This is a genomic window from Exiguobacterium sp. s131, assembly GCF_018617345.1.
Taxonomy (GTDB): Bacteria; Bacillota; Bacilli; order Exiguobacteriales; family Exiguobacteriaceae; genus Exiguobacterium; species Exiguobacterium profundum.
Genome location: NZ_JACSJX010000001.1, coordinates 1,432,276 through 1,453,047 on the forward strand (window position 1 = coordinate 1,432,276; position 20,772 = coordinate 1,453,047).

General features: G+C 46.7%; 21 protein-coding genes. 3 read left to right on the plus strand and 18 right to left on the minus strand.

What is annotated here, in order from left to right; all coding sequences use genetic code 11:
- The first annotated feature begins 2 nt into the window (after window positions 1-2).
- Window positions 3-1,541 carry an FAD-dependent monooxygenase gene (locus tag KNO69_RS07430; protein WP_196430589.1) on the plus strand — a complete coding sequence of 513 codons (1,539 nt, stop codon included), beginning with the start codon at window positions 3-5 and terminating at the stop codon, window positions 1,539-1,541.
- A 49-nt stretch (window positions 1,542-1,590) separates the two neighbouring features.
- On the opposite strand, the gene KNO69_RS07435 is transcribed toward KNO69_RS07430, so the two are convergent.
- Window positions 1,591-1,842: a hypothetical protein gene (locus KNO69_RS07435; protein WP_074037156.1), complete on the minus strand. Its 252-nt coding sequence runs from the start codon at window positions 1,840-1,842 to the stop codon at window positions 1,591-1,593.
- A 94-nt stretch (window positions 1,843-1,936) separates the two neighbouring features.
- Here KNO69_RS07435 and KNO69_RS07440 point away from each other — a divergent pair, with 94 nt between their 5' ends.
- Window positions 1,937-2,224, plus strand: coding sequence for a hypothetical protein (locus KNO69_RS07440; RefSeq protein ID WP_074037157.1), 288 nt, complete (start codon window positions 1,937-1,939; stop codon window positions 2,222-2,224).
- Between the two features lie 35 nt (window positions 2,225-2,259).
- On the opposite strand, the gene KNO69_RS07445 is transcribed toward KNO69_RS07440, so the two are convergent.
- The 8 genes from KNO69_RS07445 to recU all read right to left on the minus strand — a co-directional run bounded on the left by KNO69_RS07445 (window position 2,260) and on the right by recU (window position 11,037).
- The gene (locus KNO69_RS07445; RefSeq protein ID WP_214817148.1) at window positions 2,260-2,835 is read right to left on the minus strand and encodes an NERD domain-containing protein; all 576 of its coding nucleotides are present in this window, start codon (window positions 2,833-2,835) and stop codon (window positions 2,260-2,262) included.
- 19 nt (window positions 2,836-2,854) lie between these two features.
- A complete protein-coding gene (gpsB, locus tag KNO69_RS07450; RefSeq protein ID WP_214817150.1) occupies window positions 2,855-3,151 on the minus strand; it encodes a cell division regulator GpsB in 297 nt (98 codons plus the stop codon).
- 4 nt (window positions 3,152-3,155) lie between these two features.
- Window positions 3,156-3,701, minus strand: coding sequence for an SLOG family protein (locus KNO69_RS07455; protein ID WP_214817152.1), 546 nt, complete (start codon window positions 3,699-3,701; stop codon window positions 3,156-3,158).
- Window positions 3,698-4,861 (minus strand): ribonuclease H-like domain-containing protein, encoded by a 1,164-nt coding sequence (locus KNO69_RS07460; RefSeq protein ID WP_214817154.1) that lies wholly within the window; start codon window positions 4,859-4,861, stop codon window positions 3,698-3,700. Before KNO69_RS07460 ends, KNO69_RS07455 begins: the two co-directional genes overlap by 4 nt.
- Complete coding sequence (locus KNO69_RS07465; protein WP_214817156.1) at window positions 4,858-7,107, minus strand: DEAD/DEAH box helicase; 2,250 nt, start codon at window positions 7,105-7,107, stop codon at window positions 4,858-4,860. The genes KNO69_RS07460 and KNO69_RS07465 overlap by 4 nt, the downstream gene beginning before the upstream one ends.
- Window positions 7,108-7,124: 17 nt before the next feature.
- Window positions 7,125-7,685 carry a hypothetical protein gene (locus KNO69_RS07470; protein ID WP_214817159.1) on the minus strand — a complete coding sequence of 187 codons (561 nt, stop codon included), beginning with the start codon at window positions 7,683-7,685 and terminating at the stop codon, window positions 7,125-7,127.
- An 80-nt stretch (window positions 7,686-7,765) separates the two neighbouring features.
- Window positions 7,766-10,390: a transglycosylase domain-containing protein gene (locus tag KNO69_RS07475; RefSeq protein ID WP_214817161.1), complete on the minus strand. Its 2,625-nt coding sequence runs from the start codon at window positions 10,388-10,390 to the stop codon at window positions 7,766-7,768.
- Window positions 10,391-10,410: 20 nt separating this feature from the next.
- Window positions 10,411-11,037 carry a Holliday junction resolvase RecU gene (recU, locus tag KNO69_RS07480; protein ID WP_214817164.1) on the minus strand — a complete coding sequence of 209 codons (627 nt, stop codon included), beginning with the start codon at window positions 11,035-11,037 and terminating at the stop codon, window positions 10,411-10,413.
- A gap of 356 nt (window positions 11,038-11,393) precedes the next feature.
- Here recU and KNO69_RS07485 point away from each other — a divergent pair, with 356 nt between their 5' ends.
- The gene (locus KNO69_RS07485; RefSeq protein WP_035387865.1) at window positions 11,394-12,245 is read left to right on the plus strand and encodes a DUF3800 domain-containing protein; all 852 of its coding nucleotides are present in this window, start codon (window positions 11,394-11,396) and stop codon (window positions 12,243-12,245) included.
- 119 nt (window positions 12,246-12,364) lie between these two features.
- On the opposite strand, the gene KNO69_RS07490 is transcribed toward KNO69_RS07485, so the two are convergent.
- From KNO69_RS07490 to panD, 9 genes are all read right to left on the minus strand, one after another.
- Window positions 12,365-12,652 (minus strand): hypothetical protein, encoded by a 288-nt coding sequence (locus tag KNO69_RS07490; protein ID WP_214817167.1) that lies wholly within the window; start codon window positions 12,650-12,652, stop codon window positions 12,365-12,367.
- Between the two features lie 250 nt (window positions 12,653-12,902).
- The gene (nth, locus tag KNO69_RS07495) at window positions 12,903-13,562 is read right to left on the minus strand and encodes an endonuclease III (protein ID WP_074037165.1); all 660 of its coding nucleotides are present in this window, start codon (window positions 13,560-13,562) and stop codon (window positions 12,903-12,905) included.
- Window positions 13,562-14,146, minus strand: a complete 585-nt coding sequence (locus tag KNO69_RS07500; protein ID WP_015881496.1) for a DnaD domain-containing protein — start codon at window positions 14,144-14,146, stop codon at window positions 13,562-13,564. The genes nth and KNO69_RS07500 overlap by 1 nt, the downstream gene beginning before the upstream one ends.
- Window positions 14,147-14,208: 62 nt before the next feature.
- Window positions 14,209-15,510 (minus strand): asparagine--tRNA ligase, encoded by a 1,302-nt coding sequence (gene asnS / locus KNO69_RS07505; protein ID WP_159562147.1) that lies wholly within the window; start codon window positions 15,508-15,510, stop codon window positions 14,209-14,211.
- Window positions 15,511-15,530: 20 nt separating this feature from the next.
- A complete protein-coding gene (locus KNO69_RS07510; protein WP_214817174.1) occupies window positions 15,531-16,718 on the minus strand; it encodes a pyridoxal phosphate-dependent aminotransferase in 1,188 nt (395 codons plus the stop codon).
- Between the two features lie 20 nt (window positions 16,719-16,738).
- Window positions 16,739-17,224 carry a hypothetical protein gene (locus tag KNO69_RS07515; protein ID WP_074037168.1) on the minus strand — a complete coding sequence of 162 codons (486 nt, stop codon included), beginning with the start codon at window positions 17,222-17,224 and terminating at the stop codon, window positions 16,739-16,741.
- Window positions 17,221-17,406, minus strand: coding sequence for a YpmA family protein (locus KNO69_RS07520; protein WP_214817177.1), 186 nt, complete (start codon window positions 17,404-17,406; stop codon window positions 17,221-17,223). Before KNO69_RS07520 ends, KNO69_RS07515 begins: the two co-directional genes overlap by 4 nt.
- A gap of 65 nt (window positions 17,407-17,471) precedes the next feature.
- Window positions 17,472-20,282, minus strand: a complete 2,811-nt coding sequence (dinG, locus tag KNO69_RS07525) for an ATP-dependent DNA helicase DinG (RefSeq protein WP_214817180.1) — start codon at window positions 20,280-20,282, stop codon at window positions 17,472-17,474.
- 106 nt (window positions 20,283-20,388) lie between these two features.
- Window positions 20,389-20,772 (minus strand): aspartate 1-decarboxylase, encoded by a 384-nt coding sequence (gene panD, locus KNO69_RS07530; RefSeq protein ID WP_015881490.1) that lies wholly within the window; start codon window positions 20,770-20,772, stop codon window positions 20,389-20,391.

A 20,772-nucleotide genomic window follows, 5' to 3' on the forward strand; every position in this document is an offset into this window, starting at 1 on the left:
GCGTGGACGAACAAGTAGATGTATTGATTGTCGGCGCCGGGCCAACCGGCCTGACGCTCGGACTCACTTTAGCTAGATATGGCGTATCTTTTCAAATCATTGATCGTAAGACGACCCCGTCGGATAATTCACGAGCTATCGGGATCCAGCCGCGGACCATCGAAGTGTTTTCTCGTTTGGATGTTGCTCAAGAAGTGCTAGAACGTGCCCGAACAATTGAACGGGGGAATCTATATTTTTCGGGACAGTGGACAGCAAAACTTGAATTCTCCAAACTCGTGACCCCATATCCGTTCGTGACGTTATTACGTCAAAATGAAACCGAAGACATATTAGAACGTGCTCTACAAAAACATGGTCATGTTGTGAAGCGCGGTGAAACGTTGTCATCCATCACCCAGTACCCATCCCGTACCATCGCACATTTGACCGCTACAGACGGGCGAACTCGTGCTGTTGAAGCGAAATACGTTGTCGCCGCCGATGGAGCCAACAGTTCGGTTCGTCGGATGCTCGCCCTTCCGTTTAGTGGTAAATCGTTCAAAGAGGCTTGGGTGCTAGCCGATTTGAAGGCTGATTGGCCGATATCCCGTGAAGAGGTTCATATCTTTTTCTCGGATCGTGGAGTGCTCGAAGTCTTCCCGCTCACTGATGAAACGATTCGCATCACAGGAAACTTGAGAACGGATGAATCATTCCAAGAATCGGACCTTCAAGAATTGGTGGAACAACGCAGTCATATGCCGGTCCATATTCGCGACGTTGAATGGTTCTCCTTATTCCGCGTGCATAATCGCATGGTCGATACGTTCATTCACAACCGCATCATTCTCATGGGGGATGCGGCACATATTAACTCCCCGGTCGGTGGACAAGGGATGAACACTGGGATTGCAGATGCCTTCAACTTAGGTTGGAAACTATGGTTGCATCTCAAAACTGGCGCTCCCCATCACGTTGTGTCCACTTATCGGGACGAGCGGGAGCACGTAGCCCGTAACGTGCTACAGACGACGAATATCGCTACGGAGATGTTACAGACGACACTTCCGATGCTTTTACCGTTCCAAGCAATCGGTGCCGATGTCTTCACACGTGTCAATCTCATCAACCAAAAAATCACCGAACGGATCTCTCAACTTCATTTATCGTATCCGAATGCGCTACGATTACCGTTTCGTCGCGTCGCGGAAGGAAAAATTTTTCCGGAGACAGAGATTTTACGAACGGATGACGGATTTCGGACTAAAATATCGGAAATCGCGGACGGACGGTTTCAAGTGCTTGTATTTGACGATGGGAAACGTGATTTGTCATCCATCTATGACTATTTGAACGAGAACCAACCGTTCATTCAAACCATCACCTTATCTAAGACGAGTCGCCCGTTCTTTGATCAAGGGAACGAACTTGCCAAATCCCTCTTTATGAAACGTGGCATACTAGTCATTCGCCCAGACGGTTATTTGTTGCATAAGCAACATCATGTTCGCCTAAAGCCGTTACAGGACAAGTTAGCTGTCTGGCTGCCTTCCTCTTAAACGTGTATAAATGGAGAGCCCCACCGAAATGGTGAAGCTCTCCATGTCATTATTCTTCAACGTTTACATACAAAATCCCTGGTTTCGAGAGCGTCAAATCATAAAACGCTTCAAACGCCTCGATGTCCTCTAGTTTTCGAAAATCGATTTGATCTGTCTCTTCATTTGGAATGGCCACGATGATACCTTCCTCTGTCGATTTGATCATGCCCGTTTGTCCGTTATGAATTCGAATATAGAGTACTTGCTGATTTTCTAGTAGTGAGATTGCCTCTCGTCTCGATTGAATCGGTTTTTTCATTTCATCCCTCTTTTCCATTTCAGTATACCGTTCGCTCCATATTGCTTTCAACTCGCCACACCATTAAACTTGTGTAAAGAAGGGGTTGAAAGCATTGGAAACATTATTGATCATCGCGCTCGCCATTTTGTTTGTCATCTTGGTCACGATTCGAACAATTCGCAACTTGAAGTGGGTTCGTTTCGGTGAAGCATTCGGGAAACAAGGTGAAGAACTCTTAGGTGATTATCATTACTTGACCGAGCGGGGCATCACCTGTCGTGTGGAACAAGGACTTCCGACCGGCAAGTTATTAAAACCGCTCGCAAAAAACTTGGACGATCGCGTTGCACTGTTCGTACACCGAGATGATGCAGCAAAAGCAAGAGAACTTTTAAAATAAGAAGAAGGCCGAATGATTGGTATTCGGCCTTCTTCTTATTTATGTACTTGTCGCTCAGAACAATAATAGGCGATTTGTTTGACGAGCGGCTCTGTCAACGTCTGAAGGTTCGTTTTACTAATCACCTGATCCACCAGAGCGAATGAATCTCCACAATTCGCCTTAATTCGTTCTAACTTTAATCGTTCCGTTTCTGGGAAGATTAAAAACGAATAGACGGGAATTGCTTGATTACATTCTTTTTTTAATCGTGACCGCACTTGTTTGGTCATCCGTTCTAATTCCGTGACAGGATGAGGATAAACCTGTTTCCACCCCATCGAGGTCTCGGTTCGACATTCCCGGTTCGTCATATGGACGGGGGCTGGAGTTCGATTTAATTGAATCAAGAAGACGCCTTTAGGTCCGACGAGCACGTAATGAACGAGATCATCCCCTAATTTGACTTGTTCAATCATCATCCAATCAAATCGGCATGTTTGTCTGATGTTTTCGACGAGACGATCTGTATAGCAGGTTGGTGCTTTCATCACTTCTTCTTTCACACGAAACAGCTTTTTTGTCTGTTGTTTGACTGGTTGTTTCTCCGTGGCCGTTAACACTTGTAACATAGACTCCACCCCCTATTCATTATTCGCTTGGACCGACTTGCTTTCCAAAGACCGCTTTTTCGAGATTTGAGATACGGCGTAACATGTCATAATTTGACGCAACCGGTTGTGCTGGTTTAACTGGTTCCGACGCAGGCGCAGGTTCCCGTCGCAACAAGTCGTTTTCTTTTTGAAGACGCTCGATTTCTTTCGCCATTTTTTCATAATCGCGAATGACGACATCTAAAAATTGATCGACTTCTTCTTGTGAATAACCACGTAACGCCGTCTTGAATTCTTGTTTATAAATCGCTTCTGCTGTTAATTCCGTTTGCATCATATCACTCCCATTGTTGTTCCCATTGTTTTTCTTCTTCAATGACTCGTAAGTCTTCTTGTGTGATTAGGAAAATTTCCATGTTCGGCTTCCGCCGAGCCCCATCGACTAAAAAGCGGGGACTTCCTTCCGTTTCTTCGTCATACAAGGTGATCAATCCTTCTGCTTTATCTAAAAAGAATGCCGTTTTTGCGCGTAGTTGACTAGGGTCTTCGTATGGACGCTGTGTCAGCGGTTCAAAAAAGTCTGCCTCGAGTTGCAGTTGCACAAATAGTTCTTGTTCGAATGGTTTATAGCGCTCGTCCATACTTAAGAATGGAGGAAACACGGCAATTTTAATCGGATAGGTTTCTCTTAACTCTAACAATACTTGTCCAGCCCACAATTCACAACCATTCGTTCCACTTAATATGAACCATTCAGCACCTAATTCGATGACTTCAAGTATCTTTTTCCGATAAGCCTCTTGAATGATTTCAATTCCTGGATGATCCGCTTTGAAAATGCCGAGTTCATGAGGACGATATCCTGTGACGGCTACTACTTTCATGTTTGCTTCCTTTCTAGGCGAGCTCGTCGATGCTCCAATTCCATTTTCTCACGGTCGATAGTTTGACGTAGCACTGTTCTCTTTTGTTCGAGTAGCTTCATGGCTCGCTCTGTGTAATCAATCGCCAAAGAGATGTCTTTTTGTTTATGCTCTGCATACTTGGCGAGTTCGACATACCCTTCAATCGTATGAAGCGACTCAAATAGCGGAATGGCCTCCTCGAATCGTCCAGCTCGTTTTAATATCATCGCTTGCCGCATGATGGAACGCTTCGATGGACTCGAGAGTTGCTCAAACTCCCTCAGCGCTTGATCTTGTTCGCCAAGGTCATGTAACCAGTGAGCACGTTCCTCTCCAAAATCAGTTACCGGGGTCGTAACGAGTTGACTGAGACGTGTATACAAAGAGACAAGGCTTAAACAGTCCGCATGATGGTGTTCGAGGACCGGGAGCAATATTTCAGGATTCCGCTCTTTGATATATTGAAAATAGTGCATCGGCGCCAAGAATCCAGGAAGGTCGTCCGTTCGTTCATGACCGAAGTATGCTTCGACTGCTTTTAATGATACCGATTCAAGCCTCGGTTTTAACAATCGTCTTGCAGCGTGAAGTAAATCGACATGGCCCACTGAAGGTAATTGTTTCACCCTGGATTTGACGAATGTATGTCTCGTCTTGATTTGGGGCCAATCAAATGATTTCCCGTTATAGGTAACGAAACGAACCTCATCTCCGATATCCTGCAAGAAATGATAGTAAAAGGCGGTTTCAAACGCCGGATGAGGTAACACGTATTGAATCATTTCAAGGTGTCCTTCTTGAATCCTAGCAAATCCAATCAAAAAGATTGATGTTCCTGAACCGCGTAACCCGGTCGTTTCCGTATCCATGAACAGGACTTGGTCGGGCTCTAAGTCGACGACGAAAAACGGGTGCTCGGTTTGACGCATCATCTTTCTTGCTTCTCCAAACTTGAAGTCGTGATACACCTCGTCGAGCGGATATGTCTTTCGAATCCGGACACACCATTCCCCCTCAAACGTTAAAATCTCGCCCCCATGATCCTTCCACTTTTGTTGCTCCACTTCGTCAGGGCTCGTGACCTTAGCTTTTGGGCCAGGTTCGTTCGTTTTGATTAATCTAGATAGTTTAGCTTTCATATCGTTCCTTTCAATGCTTGCAACTGACGGATGACTTGCTGCTTGAAATCACCGTATCCAATCATGCCGACACAACGGGGGCATCCGCTCTCACATGGACAGTCGGATACCGTCCGTTCTGCCGCTTCAAGCACCATGTCTGCATCTTTATAGAGTGCCTCACTGAGACCGATGCCTCCTGGATACCGGTCGTACAAATAAACGGTCGGCTTACTCGTATGCGTCGACTTCATCTGAATCGTAGTGAATAAATCGAGCGTGTCACACATGAGATAAAGTGGCGCAAGTCGCCTCATCAAATCGCTGACCGCTTCAAGTTGATCTTCGAGGTCCGCCTCCGAATAGGCGAATCGCTCATCTAACGTGAACCATGTAGCTGTCGTATGCAACTCTCGCTCCGGTAGATGAATCGGACCCGACCCTATGTTCTCATGCGTCCCGAATTTTATTTTCTTGAATAAGGTGGCCATCGCGATGACCGATACCTCACCAAACGTCTTCGCTCCGTCTGACTTGTTCTCTTCGAGTACTTTCAGTTCAACTGCTAAATTCGCATCCGTATAGTAGTCAACGTCAACCCGGCGGACATATGCTTTCTTCTCCTCAAAATCGAGTTTTTCGACTTGGTACTGTTCGGCTCCATGCAAATAAATCGCTTCATCATGTAACAACGTCATGGCACTGAACGTGTCCATTTCACCGATAACTTGATGCTTCGCCGTCTGATCGACGATGACGACATTCTCTTGATCACTCGTCCGAAGCGAGATGTCATGGGCCGGGAACGAATCCGTCATCCAATAGTACCTATCGGCCCGTTCGTGTAAGACGTGAGCATCCGTCAAAAACTCTAATATATCTTCCGTGTCGACTGTTCCGAACCGCTCTCCCTTTTGAAACGGCAACTCAAAAGCGGCACATTTGATGTGGTCTACTAGAATAATCAAGTTATTCGGGTCAAGACGTGCCGCTTCCGGTGAGCGATCTAAAATCATGTCCGGCTGTTCGACGACGAGTTGGTCGAGTGATGACGAGGATGCGACAAATACAACGAGTGACTCTGAATGCCGACGACCGGCGCGCCCAGCCTGTTGCCATAACGAAGCGACTGTCCCTGGATATCCATTTAAGACGCATGCTTGAAGTTGACCGATATCGACACCGAGCTCTAACGCGTTTGTCGAAACGACCGCTTTGATTTCCCCGTTCCGCAACCGTCGTTCGATTTCTCGGCGTTCAGATGGAAGATAGCCGCCACGGTAACCGACAATAGACTTTGGTCCGAGCTCCCGCCGTGTTAGTTCCTGCAAATAGGTCAATAGCACCTCGACACGTACGCGCGACCGCGCAAATACAATCGTTTGTATGTTCGCTTCCACGAGCCTTGAGGCGATTCGTTTCGTCTCGAGCGTTGCGCTACGACGAATTCCGAGTGCTTCATTGACGACAGGCGGATTATAGAAGACAAGGTGTTTCTTGCCTTGAGGTGCCCCGTTTCGATCGATTAATACGACTTCTTCTTCCGTCAAAAGCTCGGCAAGTTCAAGCGGATTCGCGATGGTCGCCGATGTCATGATCCATTTTGGGTGACTACCATAGTAGGCGCAGATTCGTTTTAAACGTCGAAACACGTTCGCCACGTGACTGCCAAACACGCCGCGATACGTATGGAGTTCGTCGACGACGATGTATTCTAAGTTCTCAAAAAGACGAATCCATTTCGTATGATGAGGTAAGATGCCGGAATGTAACATATCGGGATTCGTGATAACGATATTGCCCGCATCGCGAACTTTCGTTCGTGCCGCAGGTGATGTGTCGCCATCATAAGTGAAGCATCGCAAATTCCCTTCAAGGGCTTCGATCATCTCCATCAAGTCACTGTTTTGATCTTGCGCGAGTGCTTTTGTCGGGTAAAGATAAAGCGCACGTGCTGTAGGTTTTTCAATCATCTTGGATAGAACGGGTAAGTTATAACACAGTGTTTTTCCAGATGCCGTAGGTGTTACGATGACCGTCGAATGGCCAGCCGCCGTTTGTTTCACAGCCTCGGCTTGATGCGTATACAGCTGTTCAATTCCACGATTCTTAAGTACATTCACCAATTGTTCAGGCACCTGCTCTGGAATTGGGGCATATTGTGCCGGACGTGCATCGACCGTGTGCCAATGACGTACGTGGTTTGAAAAACCAGGATCATCTCTTAATTCTTTTATGATTTCTTCGACAGAGCGAGATTTTCGCATCTAGTCACCTTCTTTCATTACGCATTCGAAGGTGCAAGGTCCGCTACGACTTGTCGGATTTTATGAATCCGTTCATCTCGTACCACTCTCGATACAGCGGGCATCTGAAAGATGGCCATGTCTTTAAATGTAGCAGCGACATGCTCATTTTCTTCTTCGAGACGGAAGAGCGCATCTGAAAACAGACGTTGCGTCGACCGTCCGAACAAGACGATGGTATGTAGTTTCGTACATTTCGAATGAACCGCTAAAAGATGTTTGACGTAGCGTTGCACCGTTTTATAATAATCTTCGTTTGTTGAGATGAGTTGACGGTTGCCACGAAGAAGTTCTTTATAATAGGATTCTTCGCCCGTGAACATGGTCTCGACTCCGATTCGTTTCAAGTAAGCATGTCCGATTGCTTCGGCGACGGTTTGGTCCTGGATGAGACGCCCAAACGGTATGGACTCTTTTAAGAGCACATGTGAAAGCTTTAACCCGAGATGTCCACCGAGAGGCACGCCGAAATCATCGTCTTGCAGTCGATCCATGACAAGTAATACTTTCATCTTGCGTTTTAAAGAGAGTTGAACCATGTGTCACCATCCTGTTCCCTTTCTTTTCATTATAACAAAGTCAAACGAAAAACAGGGCGCACAATGTCGCCCTGCTCTCCTTAGTTATTCCCATTGTTTGAATTATTGTTTCCACGATTCGTGTCTGACGATTCACCATTGGATTGTCCCTCTAACGGAGTTCCTGAATCATCTCCGTCAGTTGGTTCGTCTGTACCTTCGCCAGAACCTTCATCCGTAGCCGGTTCATCAGGAGTTTGTTCGTCGGTGGTATCTTCGCCGTTTCCGTCTCCGTTACCATTCCCGTTCCCGTTATCATTCCCGTTCCCGTTATTTTCGTCTGATGGTTCATCTTCGGAATTCCCCTCATCAGTAGGGTTTTCCTCTTCTTCCGTCGGTTCCTCTTTCGGTTCAATCGAATAGCTCGCTTGTGCCGGTGCCGATTGCTGTTCTCCCGTCAACGGGTTCGACGCATTTGCGACAATAGTAAACGTTGTGTCTCCTTCGGCCAAGTTTGCAATATTCACACTCGTCTCCCCGGTCGTTCCGACGACTTGCTCACTTCCATCGGCTGACTTTTGTGTCACCGTGAACGTGATATCCGTATAACCATCGGCTTGTGCACCATCGAAATCGTATGACCATGAGACAGAACCGGTTTGACCTTCTTCATCGTAGTTAACACTTGCCCCAGTCGGAGCAACCAACTTCTCAGGTTGAAGATCTTTTGGTTTTGTTCCTTTTACATAAAGCTCATTACCAAGTGACAAGACTGAGTCTGGACGTTGGAATCGATCCGGTTGTCCCGTCGCATTTGTCACTTGTTGCATCATATATTCGAAATAGTATTGGGCATAGTCAGGATCGAACGAAGCGACTGTCGAATCTTTCGTTTTTCCTGTCCATACTGAGATCGAGTAATCCGTAGAATAACCAGTAAACCATTTATCTTTCGGATTTGTAGAGTTAGGCTCGTTCGTCGTACCCGTTTTACCTGCTACGTCCCATGGGAATGCGCCAGGTGCATAAGTTCCACCTTCAGCACTCACAACATCACGAAGCATGTCTGTCAACATATACGCTGTATAATCCTCCATCGCTTGCTTGGCTTTAATCGGTGAATTAATACTTGAACCATCATTGAATTCAATTTTTTGAATCAAGTGCGGTTTTGTATACATCCCATTCGCACCAAGTGTTGCATAAGCTGCAGCCATCTGTGTCGTGCTCGCTTCTGCCGTACCTAAAGCATTAGATTCGTTGAGTTCATCGCCAGAATATGAAGGTTCGATTCCTACATTTTTAACGAACGATTCGATTGCTTCTTGTCCATACTCATCCCGCACTTCTTGGAATGCACGAACTGCTGGCGTGTTCGCTGAAATTTTCAAGTATTGGCGCATCGTATTTGGTCCACGGAAACCTGAATAATAGTTATTCGGACTATATGTTCCATCTAATTTAGCGTCAAGCAACACTTTACCTGTCGACCACTGCCCATTTTCAATTCCAGGACCATAATCGAAAAATGGTTTAGCTGTCGATCCGATTTGATACTTCTCATTTGAGTAGTCACGATATGTGGTATCACCTTGCTTCGCCTGTTGACTGTCTACGATAGCGACAATTTCACCGGTCTTTGTATTCAAGACGGTTGCACCCATTCGTAAATCTTCAGGGAAACTACTTGTTTGTAAATTAACATTATTCGATTTAATATCACTGTTGATTTTTGTGTGTAACTCTTTGTTGATTGACGTATAAACTTTCAAACCAGTCCCGTAAATATCTGACTGTTCAAGACCATAGTCCTCTTCTAACTCATTCAATACACGAGAGTAAATCGCACGTGTGAACGCTTCTTCTTCCGTTTCTTCACCTGGTGAGATGACGTCAGCAATGGCAACATCGAGTGCCTCATTGTATTGTTCCTCAGAAATATGTCCGTCACGTTTCATTGCAGACAAGACTTGCTCTTGACGGTAGCGAGTCAACTCCTGATCACCATTGATTGGATCGTAGGCACTTGGACGTTGCGGGAGACCTGCGAGAATCGCGGCCTCTTGATAATTGACCTCAGAGACCGGCTTATTGAAGTAACGTTTCGATGCGGTTTGCACACCGTATCCTCCACTACCGTAATAGTTTTTGTTCAAGTACATCTCTAAAATCTGTTCTTTCGTATACTCACGCTCGAGTTTGAGTGCGAGCCATTGTTCTTGAAGCTTACGCTTCAACTTCTTATCTGTCGAAAGGAACGACTGCTTGACCAATTGTTGAGTGATGGTCGATCCACCTTCTGCACCGAAACCCTCTGTCAAGTTGGCAACGACGGCTCCGCCGATTCGACGTAAGTCAATCCCGTTATGCTCATAGAAACGACGGTCTTCAATGGACACAACCGCTTGTTGCATCACTTCAGAGATGTCGTCGATGGAGACATACTCTCGAATCTGACCCGCCCCTTCGAGCGGTTCTCCTTCAGCCGAAAGCAACTGAATCGGATACGTATCGACAAGTTTGTCTTCATCTAGTTCTGGTGCCGTCGCAATGGCATATACCGTATATGCGCCGAATGCGATTACCGCAGCAATAAATAACATGAAACCTAATAAAAAGATGCGTTTCCACATCGGTTTCTTACTTTTCGTCTTTGGTTGTTTCCCAGTTTTTTTGCGTTTATTTGTCGTCGAATCTTGTCGACGTGCGACCCTACTTCGCTCCATTCATGGTTCACTCCTTCTATTCAATCGAGCCATTGATCGAGCACCGTCAAATAATCAATCGACGGCAAGGCTCTCGTCGGAACTTCAATCGCTTCCTTTTCGATAAAGCTGAGCGGAATCGATTTGCGCCCCGTTAACCGTTGTTCCCACCACTGAACAAGTTGCTCGGTGGTCAATACATATTGCGTATTATAGCGACTAAAGCGGATGATGACAAAACAAATCCCTCCATGACGTTCACACTCACGCATGTGGGCGATTTGGTGGTCATGAAAATTGCCGAGCGGAAACGATGTCTTATTATTCGTTTCTTTCGCTTCAAAGTCAATGTACCTACCACGATAAACACCGTTGTAATCGGTCGTAGATGCCTGTTTGAAATAGGCTTCCGTTACTTTGGCGGCACTTCGCTTCGGATAGTCGACTTTGACGATTTGGAGAGGGGTTGGTTTTTTGTGGATGACGGCTCGTTGATGAATCCGATAAAACTCATTCGTTTCATTTAACAGCGTCTCCAAGTTCATTCCGCGATTCGCATAGGTTTGAGAATTCGATGATTGCTTCGAAATTCCTTCCCCCTTTGTTGTCTTTGTCACGTTTGACTTTTTACCGTTTGGATAATGGAACAATGTCGTCACCCCATACATACATATTAACAGGTCGGTCCACTCGTTCCTTCCGTCTCAGGTCTGATTGTCGACTTCTGTCGGTCGACACTCGTGTGGAATTACCGCAACACATATCGTACCAAACTCCCGTATGTTAAACTAGTATGTAAGCGATTGTGTATCCAAATTGAAAAGCTCTCGTTATGTATGATTCGATTGCTTTTCTATGATAATAGCACTTCTACTGTTTATCCAAGATGACACACCGATAAACCTCATTGATGTCATTCTAAAAAAAATGTGCAATATCTGTGCAATAGATTGACCAAATTATCATTTGGAAATAAAATAGGGTGCTTAAAGACGTTACTGTTAAGCTGTTTTGGAGGGATTGGATGGAAAGTGGAAAGAAGTATGTCATGTTCGTCGACGAAACAGGCACACCGAAGGGAAATACGCAATTTAACTTGACTGGCGTGCTGATGGAATATAAGTATTCAATCGATGCAGACGAGACTGGATTACCGTGTGAATTGAAACGACGTCTTCAGGCGTTCAAACGAGATGTGTTCAAAACGGAGCATATCCCACTTCATTTAAAAGAAATTTTAAAAGCGGAACATCCTTACGGAAAAGAAGATGGGATCACGATTGATATGTTGCGCGACTTTTGGGATAAACTCCCTGAATTTTTGCGAGGAATCGACTGTACAATCGTCAGTGTCGAGGTCGATAAACAAAAGCTTCATGACTTTTATTCGACGCCAAAAGATCCGTACGTCGTCGCATTCGCTCACCTGATGAAGTCATTCTATGCGTTTTTAGAAGAAACAGAGGCAGTAAGTGCCCGTGTCGTCCTGGAATCCCGAGACGATTATCAGAACTTACTGATTCAAAAAGCATTCTTTGATATTTTCAACTCAGGTACCGTTCATTTAGACGTCGAAAAGAGCCGTCAAAAAATTAAAGGCTTCATCTTCTCTGAGAAGCAGAACACGATGTATCAATCTGGCTTAGAAATCGCTGACCTCGTCTGTCTGCCACTTTCTCGCGTTCGTCGTGGCGTGATTGAAGTGAAACCACGGTTCGTCCATTATGGGGACGAGAACCGAATCTTTAAAGCCATTAAGGACAAAATTTACATCCGTAAAGAAAGTCCGGACCAAGATTTCCGAAACTGGGGCTTCAAAAAAGTGCCAATCACGAAAAAACGTCGCGAATGGAGCGACCATCCTTGGAATCATTAAGCAAAAACGCATCGACACCTTTCGTGTCGATGCGTCAGCTTGTTGACTAACATGAATCTTATCGCTCGCCTGTCCGGCGCCCACGCTTTCCTCAGGCAATCCCGGAGCCGCATCGCGACCTAGGTCGCTGCTGGGTCTCCGTCGGATTGCTTTCCTGTAGGAGTCGGGGCGCCGTCGGACGAGCAAAGCAAACGGTCGTCATCTGGCGGCCGTTTGTCTTTTTCTAAGACCACGACGGCCGAAGAAAAAACTCGATACTTCCTTCGAATCGATGTATCAGGGGAAAGGGAAGGTAAACGCCGAGCCCGCCCGTCATCAATCCCGAGATCATCCGCCTCGGCCCGCCGTTCAACATCCGTTCCGTTCGTCAGACCGTGAAGGATGGATGGTGTCGACTTGTTGATCATCAGATCCGCCCCTGTGTGTTTTTCTCACACCATTATATGGGATGAAGGACAAAAGGTGACCAAGAACGGGCAGGCGAGACTCCTGAGGGAATAGCAAGCAAAGGGAGACCCAGCAGTGACGCAGTCGCGATGCGGCTCCCTGCTTGCCCCTAGGAAAGCGAGCCGTGCCCGGGTTGGGCATATAAAAGACATTAGACCTATACTTTGTCTACAGTCTGACGCATCGACACATTGCGTGTCGATGCGTTTTTTATGTGGTGACTTTCTGTGACTTCATTCGTTTCTTTCCTTCACGGCACATATGCAAGAGTGGGCATGCCTCACAGCCTGGGCGTTGTGCCTTGCAATGATATCGTCCGAAGAAGATGAATTGATGATGAAGTTGTGACCATTCCTCGCGTGGAAACTTTTTCATTAATGTATCCTCGACTTGTCGAACATTGTCTTTCCAGCGACAAATACCGAGACGCTTGGAAACTCGTTCCACATGTGTGTCAACCGCAAACGCCGGTTCATGGAATGCAACAGAAAGGACGACGTTTGCTGTTTTACGACCGACTCCGGGGAGCGCCTCTAACGATGCTCGGTCAGAAGGGACAATCCCCCCATGCTCGTTCACAATTTTTTCTGAGAGTGCTTTTACATTCTTCGCTTTGTTACGGTACAGACCAATCCGTTTAATCAATGCCTCAATCTCAGACACGTCAGCCGCAGCCATCGCCTCGACAGTCGGAAACGCTTCAAACAATCCTGGTGTCACCTTGTTGACGAGCGCATCCGTCGCTTGTGCGGAGAGCGCGACCGCGACGACCAATTCAAAGGGATTTTGATGCGTCAACTCGCAATGAGCGTCTGGGAACATCTGCTTCATCGTATCTGACACTTCTTGTAATTGTGCTCGCGTCAACATCACTTATTCCTCCGTTGATATTCCACGACATCCTCGAGCGATTCGACATGATGGTCTTGCCAAACGCGCAGGATTTTGTCCATGTATTTGAAGTTTCGCACGTTTCGAAGTTTCGCTTCACGAAGTGCGGCCATGATGAGTTCTTCGCTGAAGCCATCTTCCGTCATCCAGCCGACAATTTGTTCAATCTCGAACGGGGTGATCGTTCCAAATTCCCTCTCAAACGTATGAATGATATTCTCATTCAGTGTCTGCTGTGGCGCAACTTTCTCTTCCCCTTGTAACGCTTCGAAAAGTGGCAATAGGCTATATCGCTCGCCATCACTTGAAGCGTCAATCGCGATCAACTCTTTTTGCAACAGACCAAGTAACACTGAGCGCGCCTCATTCTCTGAAACATTCAATCGTTTCCCTAGCTCACTCGGGAGCGGCATGACGATGCCTTCTCCAGTCATTTCTAGAAGATGGACGATCAGACTGAACTCGACGGGTGACAAATCGAGGCGTCTCGCATCGGTGAACAGCTTTCGTGGAATGACGACCGGACTTTGCTCGAATAATTGAATCAATTGATGTGCATCCATGTCGCACTTCCTTTCTAAGACACATTAATCGGGGAGGACATGGTGTCTTCCCCGATTAATCGTTAAGGGTGAATTCGGTTTAAAAGACGTGGGAACGGAATCGCTTCACGGATGTGCTCGATTCCACTGATCCATGCGACCGTACGCTCGAGACCAAGTCCGAAACCAGAGTGTGGGACCGAACCGTATTGACGAAGTTCAAGGTACCAATCATACGCATCCGTTTCGTCGAGACCTTCCTTGATGATCTCTTCTTTTAGACGATCGTAGTCGTCCTCACGTTGAGATCCCCCGATGATTTCACCATATCCTTCTGGTGCAATCAAGTCCGCACACAGAACAAGTTCTGGATTCTCAGGGTCTACTTTCATGTAGAACGGTTTGATTTCTTTTGGCCAATGCGTGATGAATACCGGCTGATCATGTGCGTTGGCAATCGCCGTCTCGTGCGGTGCACCGAAATCATCACCGTATTCGATGTCGTCGAATCCTTCTGCCTTCAAGAACTTGATGGCATCTTCGTAACGAACACGAGGGAACGGCGCTTGTACTTGTGCCAATTTCTCAAGGTCACGTCCAAGCAGTTCCAGTTCATTTTTACAGTTCGCAAGTGCTGCCTGTGCAATGTATGAGACGTATTGCTCTTGAATCTCAAGGTTCATGTCATGATCGACGAATGCCATCTCCGGCTCAATCATCCAGAACTCAATCAAGTGGCGACGTGTTTTTGATTTCTCCGCACGGAACGTTGGACCGAACGAGAATACTTTTCCGAGGGCCATCGCCGCTGCTTCCATATACAATTGACCCGTCTGAGAAAGGTAGGCTGATTGACCGAAATAATCTGTTTCGAACAATTCTGTCGTCCCTTCCGGAGCACTGCTCGTAAGGATTGGCGGATCGATTTTGACAAATCCTTCTTTGTTGAAGAATTCATATGTCGCACGAATGATTTCGTTACGAACTTTCATAATCGCGTGTTGGCGACGTGAACGGAGCCATAAGTGACGGTTGTCCATCAAGAATTCCGTTCCGTGTTCTTTCGGTGTGATTGGATAATCAATCGATTCCGCAATCACTTCTAAATCTGTCACTTCCAATTCAAATCCGAGTGGTGTACGTCCGCCATCAGATTTGACATTCCCTGTGACCCAAACCGAAGTTTCTTGAGTAATCCCTTTGGCTAACGTAAATAACTCTTCCGCCACGTCAGCTTTTACAACGACTGCTTGAGCAAAACCGCTTCCATCACGTAATTGAAGGAAAGCAATCTTACCACTTGAACGTTTATTGGCAATCCAGGCCCCTACACGGACCGATTGGCCTTCATAATCTTTAAATTGGTTAATCGAAATAGTTGTCATATTCTTTTCCATCCTTTCGCTTATCGAGCGTGCTCCGTAACGAATTCTTCTACTCGATCGAGCGCTTCTAATACGCGTTTTAATTCAGTTGCATAGGATAATCGTACGTAATCGTCTTGTCCGAAGCCCGAACCAGGCACAAGTGCCACGTTTGCTTCTTCAAGAACAGCTTCACACCAAGCATCGACGGTGTCATAGCCACTTTCTGTGGCCGCGACCTTCGCATTGGCATATAAGTAAAATGCACCTTGTGGCTTCAAACAAGTGATGCCAGGGATTTTGACGAGACGGTCGTAGACGATTTCAAGTCGTTCCTCGAACGATTGACGCATCATTTCCACATCTTCTTGTGGTCCATTGTACGCTTCTACCGCAGCCGCCTGTGCGACAGATGTCGGGTTTGATGTCGAGTGTGAGGCCAGATTCGTCATCGCGCCGATGATTTTTGCATCACCAACGGCATATCCGATTCGCCAACCTGTCATCGCGTGAGATTTCGAGACCCCATTGATGATGATCGTTCGTTCACGCATATTCGGAAGTGTCGCAATCGATACGAACGATGCATCACCGTAAATCAATTTTTCATAAATTTCATCGCTAACGACGAGAAGATTGTGTCGAAGAACGACATCGGCGAGTGCCTGTAGCTCCTCTTTCGTATAAATCATTCCCGTCGGATTAGATGGGCTGTTCAAGATGACGGCCTTTGTACGAGCTGTAATTGCATTCTCCAGTTGAGTCGGCGTCAATTTAAATGACGTCTCTTCATTCGTGTCGACCAAGACAGGTTCTCCGTCCGCCAATTTGATTTGTTCCGGGTAACTGACCCAGTATGGGGCTGGGACAATCACTTCGTCCCCTTCATCTAAAATAGCTTGGAACAGAGCGTATAGGGCATGTTTCGCGCCTGAAGCAACCATCACCTCGTTGCGTTCGAACGACAATTCACTATCGCGTTTCGTCTTTTCAATGATGGCATCTTTCAACGCGACTGTCCCGCCAGATGGCGTGTATTTTGTGTCTCCATCTCGAGCGGCTTGACAAGCAGCGTCGATGATTCGTTCTGGTGTGTTGAAATCAGGTTCACCCGCGCCGAGACCAATGACATCTTTGCCTGAAGCTTTCAGTGCCTTCGCCTTAGCTGTAATCGCTAAGGTAGTCGATGGTGTGAGTTGTTTTACACGTTTCGCTAATAGATGTTCCATCATAATCCCCCTCTAATTCATTACATTTGATCGGTCAATTGGACCCGTCGAATAAATTCTCCGGTCTGAAGCGTATAGTACGAATACGTATAAGACGCATCCGCTTTCGTGACCACTTCGATGAGTGCCCGTTCGTCAAAACCAACCTTACAGCTGACCAGTTGTCCGCCTGTCTCCTCAACTGACTTCGAACAGACGTCAGTAGCGTCCACTTCACCGATTTCTCGTTGCTCGATCTCTAGCTTTTTATCCAATGGGACAAACCAAATGGACTTCCCGTCTACTTCTGGGAAGACGACATATGCCTCTGTCCCATTGAACAGTTCTCCCTGACCCACTCTCGCGTCTGGAGATTCTTCAGTCAATCGTACCATCGCCGTTTCGACGAGCTTTTCTTTTTGATTCTCTGTATGACCGATGGTGAATCGATACATCACGCTAAAGACAAGGACGACACCAATCAGTGCCGCCAGTAATGAGACGATCCATTTTGCCTTTCTGGTCATTCTGTACGATAGATGGTGAAGACCATCTCTTCCTTCTTCGAATCATTCACTTTCTTCTCAAGTGACAAACCGAACATTAAATCCTGACTCTTTAAGGTACGATTCAATAAGTCGACAATTTTGTAGACGTCCGCAGTCGGTTCGATGCGCACGCTCGCCAGCGTCTCAATATTCGAGTTCATATTGACTCCTCCTCCAAAAACACTATACGTATCATTATAAAACGATAATATCGTGATGCCTAGCGTTATCTGTCATTTCGTGCCACAGACTTTTCCTTCTCATCTAAGAACAACTCTAACTCGGATAACGACGTTTCAAGCGTTCCTTCAATCCGGTCAACTTTAGGCAAGCTGTTGATGAACTGTTTGCCGTAACGTGTCGTCTCCACACGTCGGTCGAACACGAAGACGGCACCATAATCCCCTTTCGATCGAATCAATCGACCGACACCTTGTTTGAAGCGAATGACCGCTTGGGGCAGGGATAACTCAAAGAATGGTGATTTCCCCATCGCTTCAATTTTCTCAGAACGTGCTTGCATGATCGGCTGGTCGGGCGGTGCGAAGGGAAGTCTTACAATGACAAGGCATGTCAACGCCTCCCCTGGAATATCGACACCTTCCCAAAAGCTTGCTGTCCCAAAGAGAATCGACTGTTCCATCCGTTTGAACTGTTTCGTCAAGCGGCTACGCGAGCCGCCGCTCACACCCTGTGCGAGAAGTGTATAAGACGTGTCAAGATGGTCTTTGACTTGTTCGTAAGTGAGTCGAAGCAATTCGTTCGATGTGAACAAGACGAGCATCCTCCCTTTCGTCACGTTCGCAATTTGGACAATCGACTGGGCCGTCTGGTCGACGAACTGAGGAAGCGGCACTTCATTGATCAATGGGAAGTCCGACGGTACAAACAGTTTGGTCTGGTCTTTGAAGTTGAATGGTGACGGTAAGACGACTCTTCGGACCGGTTCTCCTTCTAATCCGAGGCGTCGTTCCATAAAGCTGAACTTCCCTGAGACCGTCATCGTCGCTGATGTTAAGATTGTCGGTCGCTTCTTAAACAGACGTTCATGCAACAGCGGTCCGATTTCGACCGGTTGCGTGTATACCGAGGTCAATTTCCGATTCCCTAAATTCAGTTCGACCCAGCTGACCGCATCATCGTCGCGCGTCAACATCGTCTCATAGATGACACTCTCGAGTTCACGCACGTCTCCAATCAACGTTTTTAAGTCACCGAGAAGGGCGCGCTGTTTGAACGTCATATGTTCTTTACGCTCATCGAGCAGTCGATGGAGGTGTCGGAGTGACGTCCGCAACGTCCGCAGTTTGTCCTCGAGTCGATTGGCCACTTCTCGAATTGGTCTAAACGTTGCACCTTCCCGCTCGAAACGAACCGTTTGTCGAGGTTCTTTTTTCTTACCTAACGATTGAAGGGACGTCAGAAGATCTTCGAGTTCTTCCTCGACCCTTGCAAGAGCCGAATCAATTTGTTGACTGAATGCCTCCGCTTCTTCGGTTACGGATGTCAAATCGGCTAGCTGAATGATGCGAGCATGGAATTTGCCATCTGCTCCGTAGCCGAACCATTTGAAGAGGCGGTCAAATTGAATCGCATCAAATGTCACACCGAAATGATGAGAGGCCACTTCCTCAACTTGATGAGCCTCGTCTAATACGAGAGGTGTGTCCGTCGGTAAAATGCCTGCCTGATGCTGTAAATCCGAGAACAGTAAAGCATGATTGGTCACAATCAGGTCCGCTTCTTTCGAGCGCAACACGGCTTTCGTGAAAAAGTCACGGCTATACCATGGGTCGAATCGACCAAAATCATTAGAAGCATCTGCTTGAATCAAACGCTTGAACGAAGCAGGACCTTGTGTCGCAGATCCCGGGAATGAGAGTTCCTCTAAATCTCCGGTCTCGGTTTCTGTGAGCCAGACGAGTACCATCGCTTTACACATCGATACCAAAAGACCGTCATTTGATTCGTCGAGCACCATCTCGAACTTACGCAAATCGATATAATTGCGTCTCCCTTTCAACAACGTGAATTCGATCTCAGGAAAAATCTGACGAAGAACAGGTAAGTCTCGATTTAACAACTGTTCTTGCAATTGAATGGTATGCGTACTAATGACGACCGGGCGTTTCGTCTCGAGGGCATGGTGGGCACTCGGAATCAAGTACGCAAGCGTCTTACCCGTTCCCGTACCCGCCTCGACTAATAATGTTTCCTCATCGTCTAACGCTTTATAGACGTGACGCATCATTTCGAATTGACTCTGTCTCGGTTCAAACTGCTCAAACAGTGAAGGGAGTGTCTCTTCGATCGTCCGCAAAAGGAACGGCTCGAACGGTTCACGTTCTGTCGTCGGGACGAAGGCATCCACCGGTCGCCTTAACGCAATTTTGCGGTGGATATCAAAACGTGTTTCGTCGTCTGGACGGATCCCGACCTCAAGGATCATCTCATCGAGTAACGGTTCGATATGACTCGTCCATGACTCAGATAACTCTCGAAGTCGTTTCAGCGTCACCATCGGTAAATCGCGTAAACGGTCGAGCATCCGGATGAAGAGCTCGGCTGTCGCCTCTGCGTCACTGAGTGCCCGATGTGCGTCTGTATGTACGAGGTCAAACGTATCCGATAACGCTTCTAACGCATGGCTCTCTAAAGTCGGATACAAGATGCGGGCCAATTCGACAGTATCAATGGCTCTCCCTTGAAACGCAAGATAACCCGCTTGTTCAAGACTCTCATTTAAAAAAGTTAAATCAAATGCGACGTTATGCGCGACAAACACCCGTCCATCTAGCATTTTCCAAATGTCGGGAATCACATCTTCAAATGTAGGTGCATCACTTACATCTTCGTCACTAATCGTTGTCAATTGCGTAATAAAAGGTGGGATTGGTCGACTCGGTCGAATCAAGGTGCTGTAGCGCTCTATCACTTCACCCTCTTGTACGACGACCGCCGCAAACTCAATCAATTCATCTCCGGACTTAACGGAATGACCCGTAGTCTCTAAATCCACAATCACATACGTGTCCATAACATCCATCCCATCTTTGGCACGCTCGTGCTTTCTGTCTGTCTCATCTTACCATAGAACGAATAACGAAAAAACGGGGATGTCTCTGCCGACACCCCCGAATCCTTTACAAAATTGTATGAGCAATCTCTTCGTAAAGAAGTTGATCGACCTCATTTTGTTCGTTCAACACAGCTACTTTCGGACGATGCGTTTTTGCCTCTTCCGCTGTCATTTGACCGTAAGCCATGATGATGACAACATCACCGACCTGGAAATGACGTGCTGCCGCTCCGTTCAAACAAATCACGCCTGAACCGCGTTCCCCTTTGATGACATACGTTTCGATGCGAGCACCATTATGGTTGTTCGTAATGTGTACATGTTCATTCTCCATGATACCCACCGCATCCATCAAATCCTCATCGATTGTAATCGAACCGACGTAGTGTAAGTTTGCTTCTGTCACTGTTGCTTTATGAAGCTTTGCGTGCATAAATGTACGAATCAT

Bases quoted from the DNA above. Each gene is read 5' to 3' on its own strand.
- KNO69_RS07500 (WP_015881496.1), bottom strand. From the start codon at position 14,146: ATGGATGCACATCAATTGATTCAATTATTCGAGCAAAGTCCGGTCGTC.
- asnS (WP_159562147.1), bottom strand. From the start codon at position 15,510: ATGACAACTATTTCGATTAACCAATTTAAAGATTATGAAGGCCAATCG.
- KNO69_RS07455 (WP_214817152.1), bottom strand. From the start codon at position 3,701: ATGAAAGTAGTAGCCGTCACAGGATATCGTCCTCATGAACTCGGCATT.
- nth (WP_074037165.1), bottom strand. From the start codon at position 13,562: ATGTTGACGCGAGCACAATTACAAGAAGTGTCAGATACGATGAAGCAG.
- KNO69_RS07465 (WP_214817156.1), bottom strand. From the start codon at position 7,107: ATGCGAAAATCTCGCTCTGTCGAAGAAATCATAAAAGAATTAAGAGAT.
- gpsB (WP_214817150.1), bottom strand. From the start codon at position 3,151: ATGCAAACGGAATTAACAGCAGAAGCGATTTATAAACAAGAATTCAAG.
- recU (WP_214817164.1), bottom strand. From the start codon at position 11,037: ATGTATGGGGTGACGACATTGTTCCATTATCCAAACGGTAAAAAGTCA.
- dinG (WP_214817180.1), bottom strand. From the start codon at position 20,282: ATGGACACGTATGTGATTGTGGATTTAGAGACTACGGGTCATTCCGTT.
- KNO69_RS07510 (WP_214817174.1), bottom strand. From the start codon at position 16,718: ATGGAACATCTATTAGCGAAACGTGTAAAACAACTCACACCATCGACT.
- KNO69_RS07460 (WP_214817154.1), bottom strand. From the start codon at position 4,861: ATGAAAGCTAAACTATCTAGATTAATCAAAACGAACGAACCTGGCCCA.
- KNO69_RS07445 (WP_214817148.1), bottom strand. From the start codon at position 2,835: ATGTTACAAGTGTTAACGGCCACGGAGAAACAACCAGTCAAACAACAG.
- KNO69_RS07515 (WP_074037168.1), bottom strand. From the start codon at position 17,224: ATGACCAGAAAGGCAAAATGGATCGTCTCATTACTGGCGGCACTGATT.
- KNO69_RS07475 (WP_214817161.1), bottom strand. From the start codon at position 10,390: ATGGAGCGAAGTAGGGTCGCACGTCGACAAGATTCGACGACAAATAAA.
- panD (WP_015881490.1), bottom strand. From the start codon at position 20,772: ATGATTCGTACATTTATGCACGCAAAGCTTCATAAAGCAACAGTGACA.
- KNO69_RS07490 (WP_214817167.1), bottom strand. From the start codon at position 12,652: ATGATCAACAAGTCGACACCATCCATCCTTCACGGTCTGACGAACGGA.
- KNO69_RS07435 (WP_074037156.1), bottom strand. From the start codon at position 1,842: ATGAAAAAACCGATTCAATCGAGACGAGAGGCAATCTCACTACTAGAA.
- KNO69_RS07485 (WP_035387865.1), top strand. From the start codon at position 11,394: ATGGAAAGTGGAAAGAAGTATGTCATGTTCGTCGACGAAACAGGCACA.
- KNO69_RS07470 (WP_214817159.1), bottom strand. From the start codon at position 7,685: ATGGTTCAACTCTCTTTAAAACGCAAGATGAAAGTATTACTTGTCATG.
- KNO69_RS07520 (WP_214817177.1), bottom strand. From the start codon at position 17,406: ATGAACTCGAATATTGAGACGCTGGCGAGCGTGCGCATCGAACCGACT.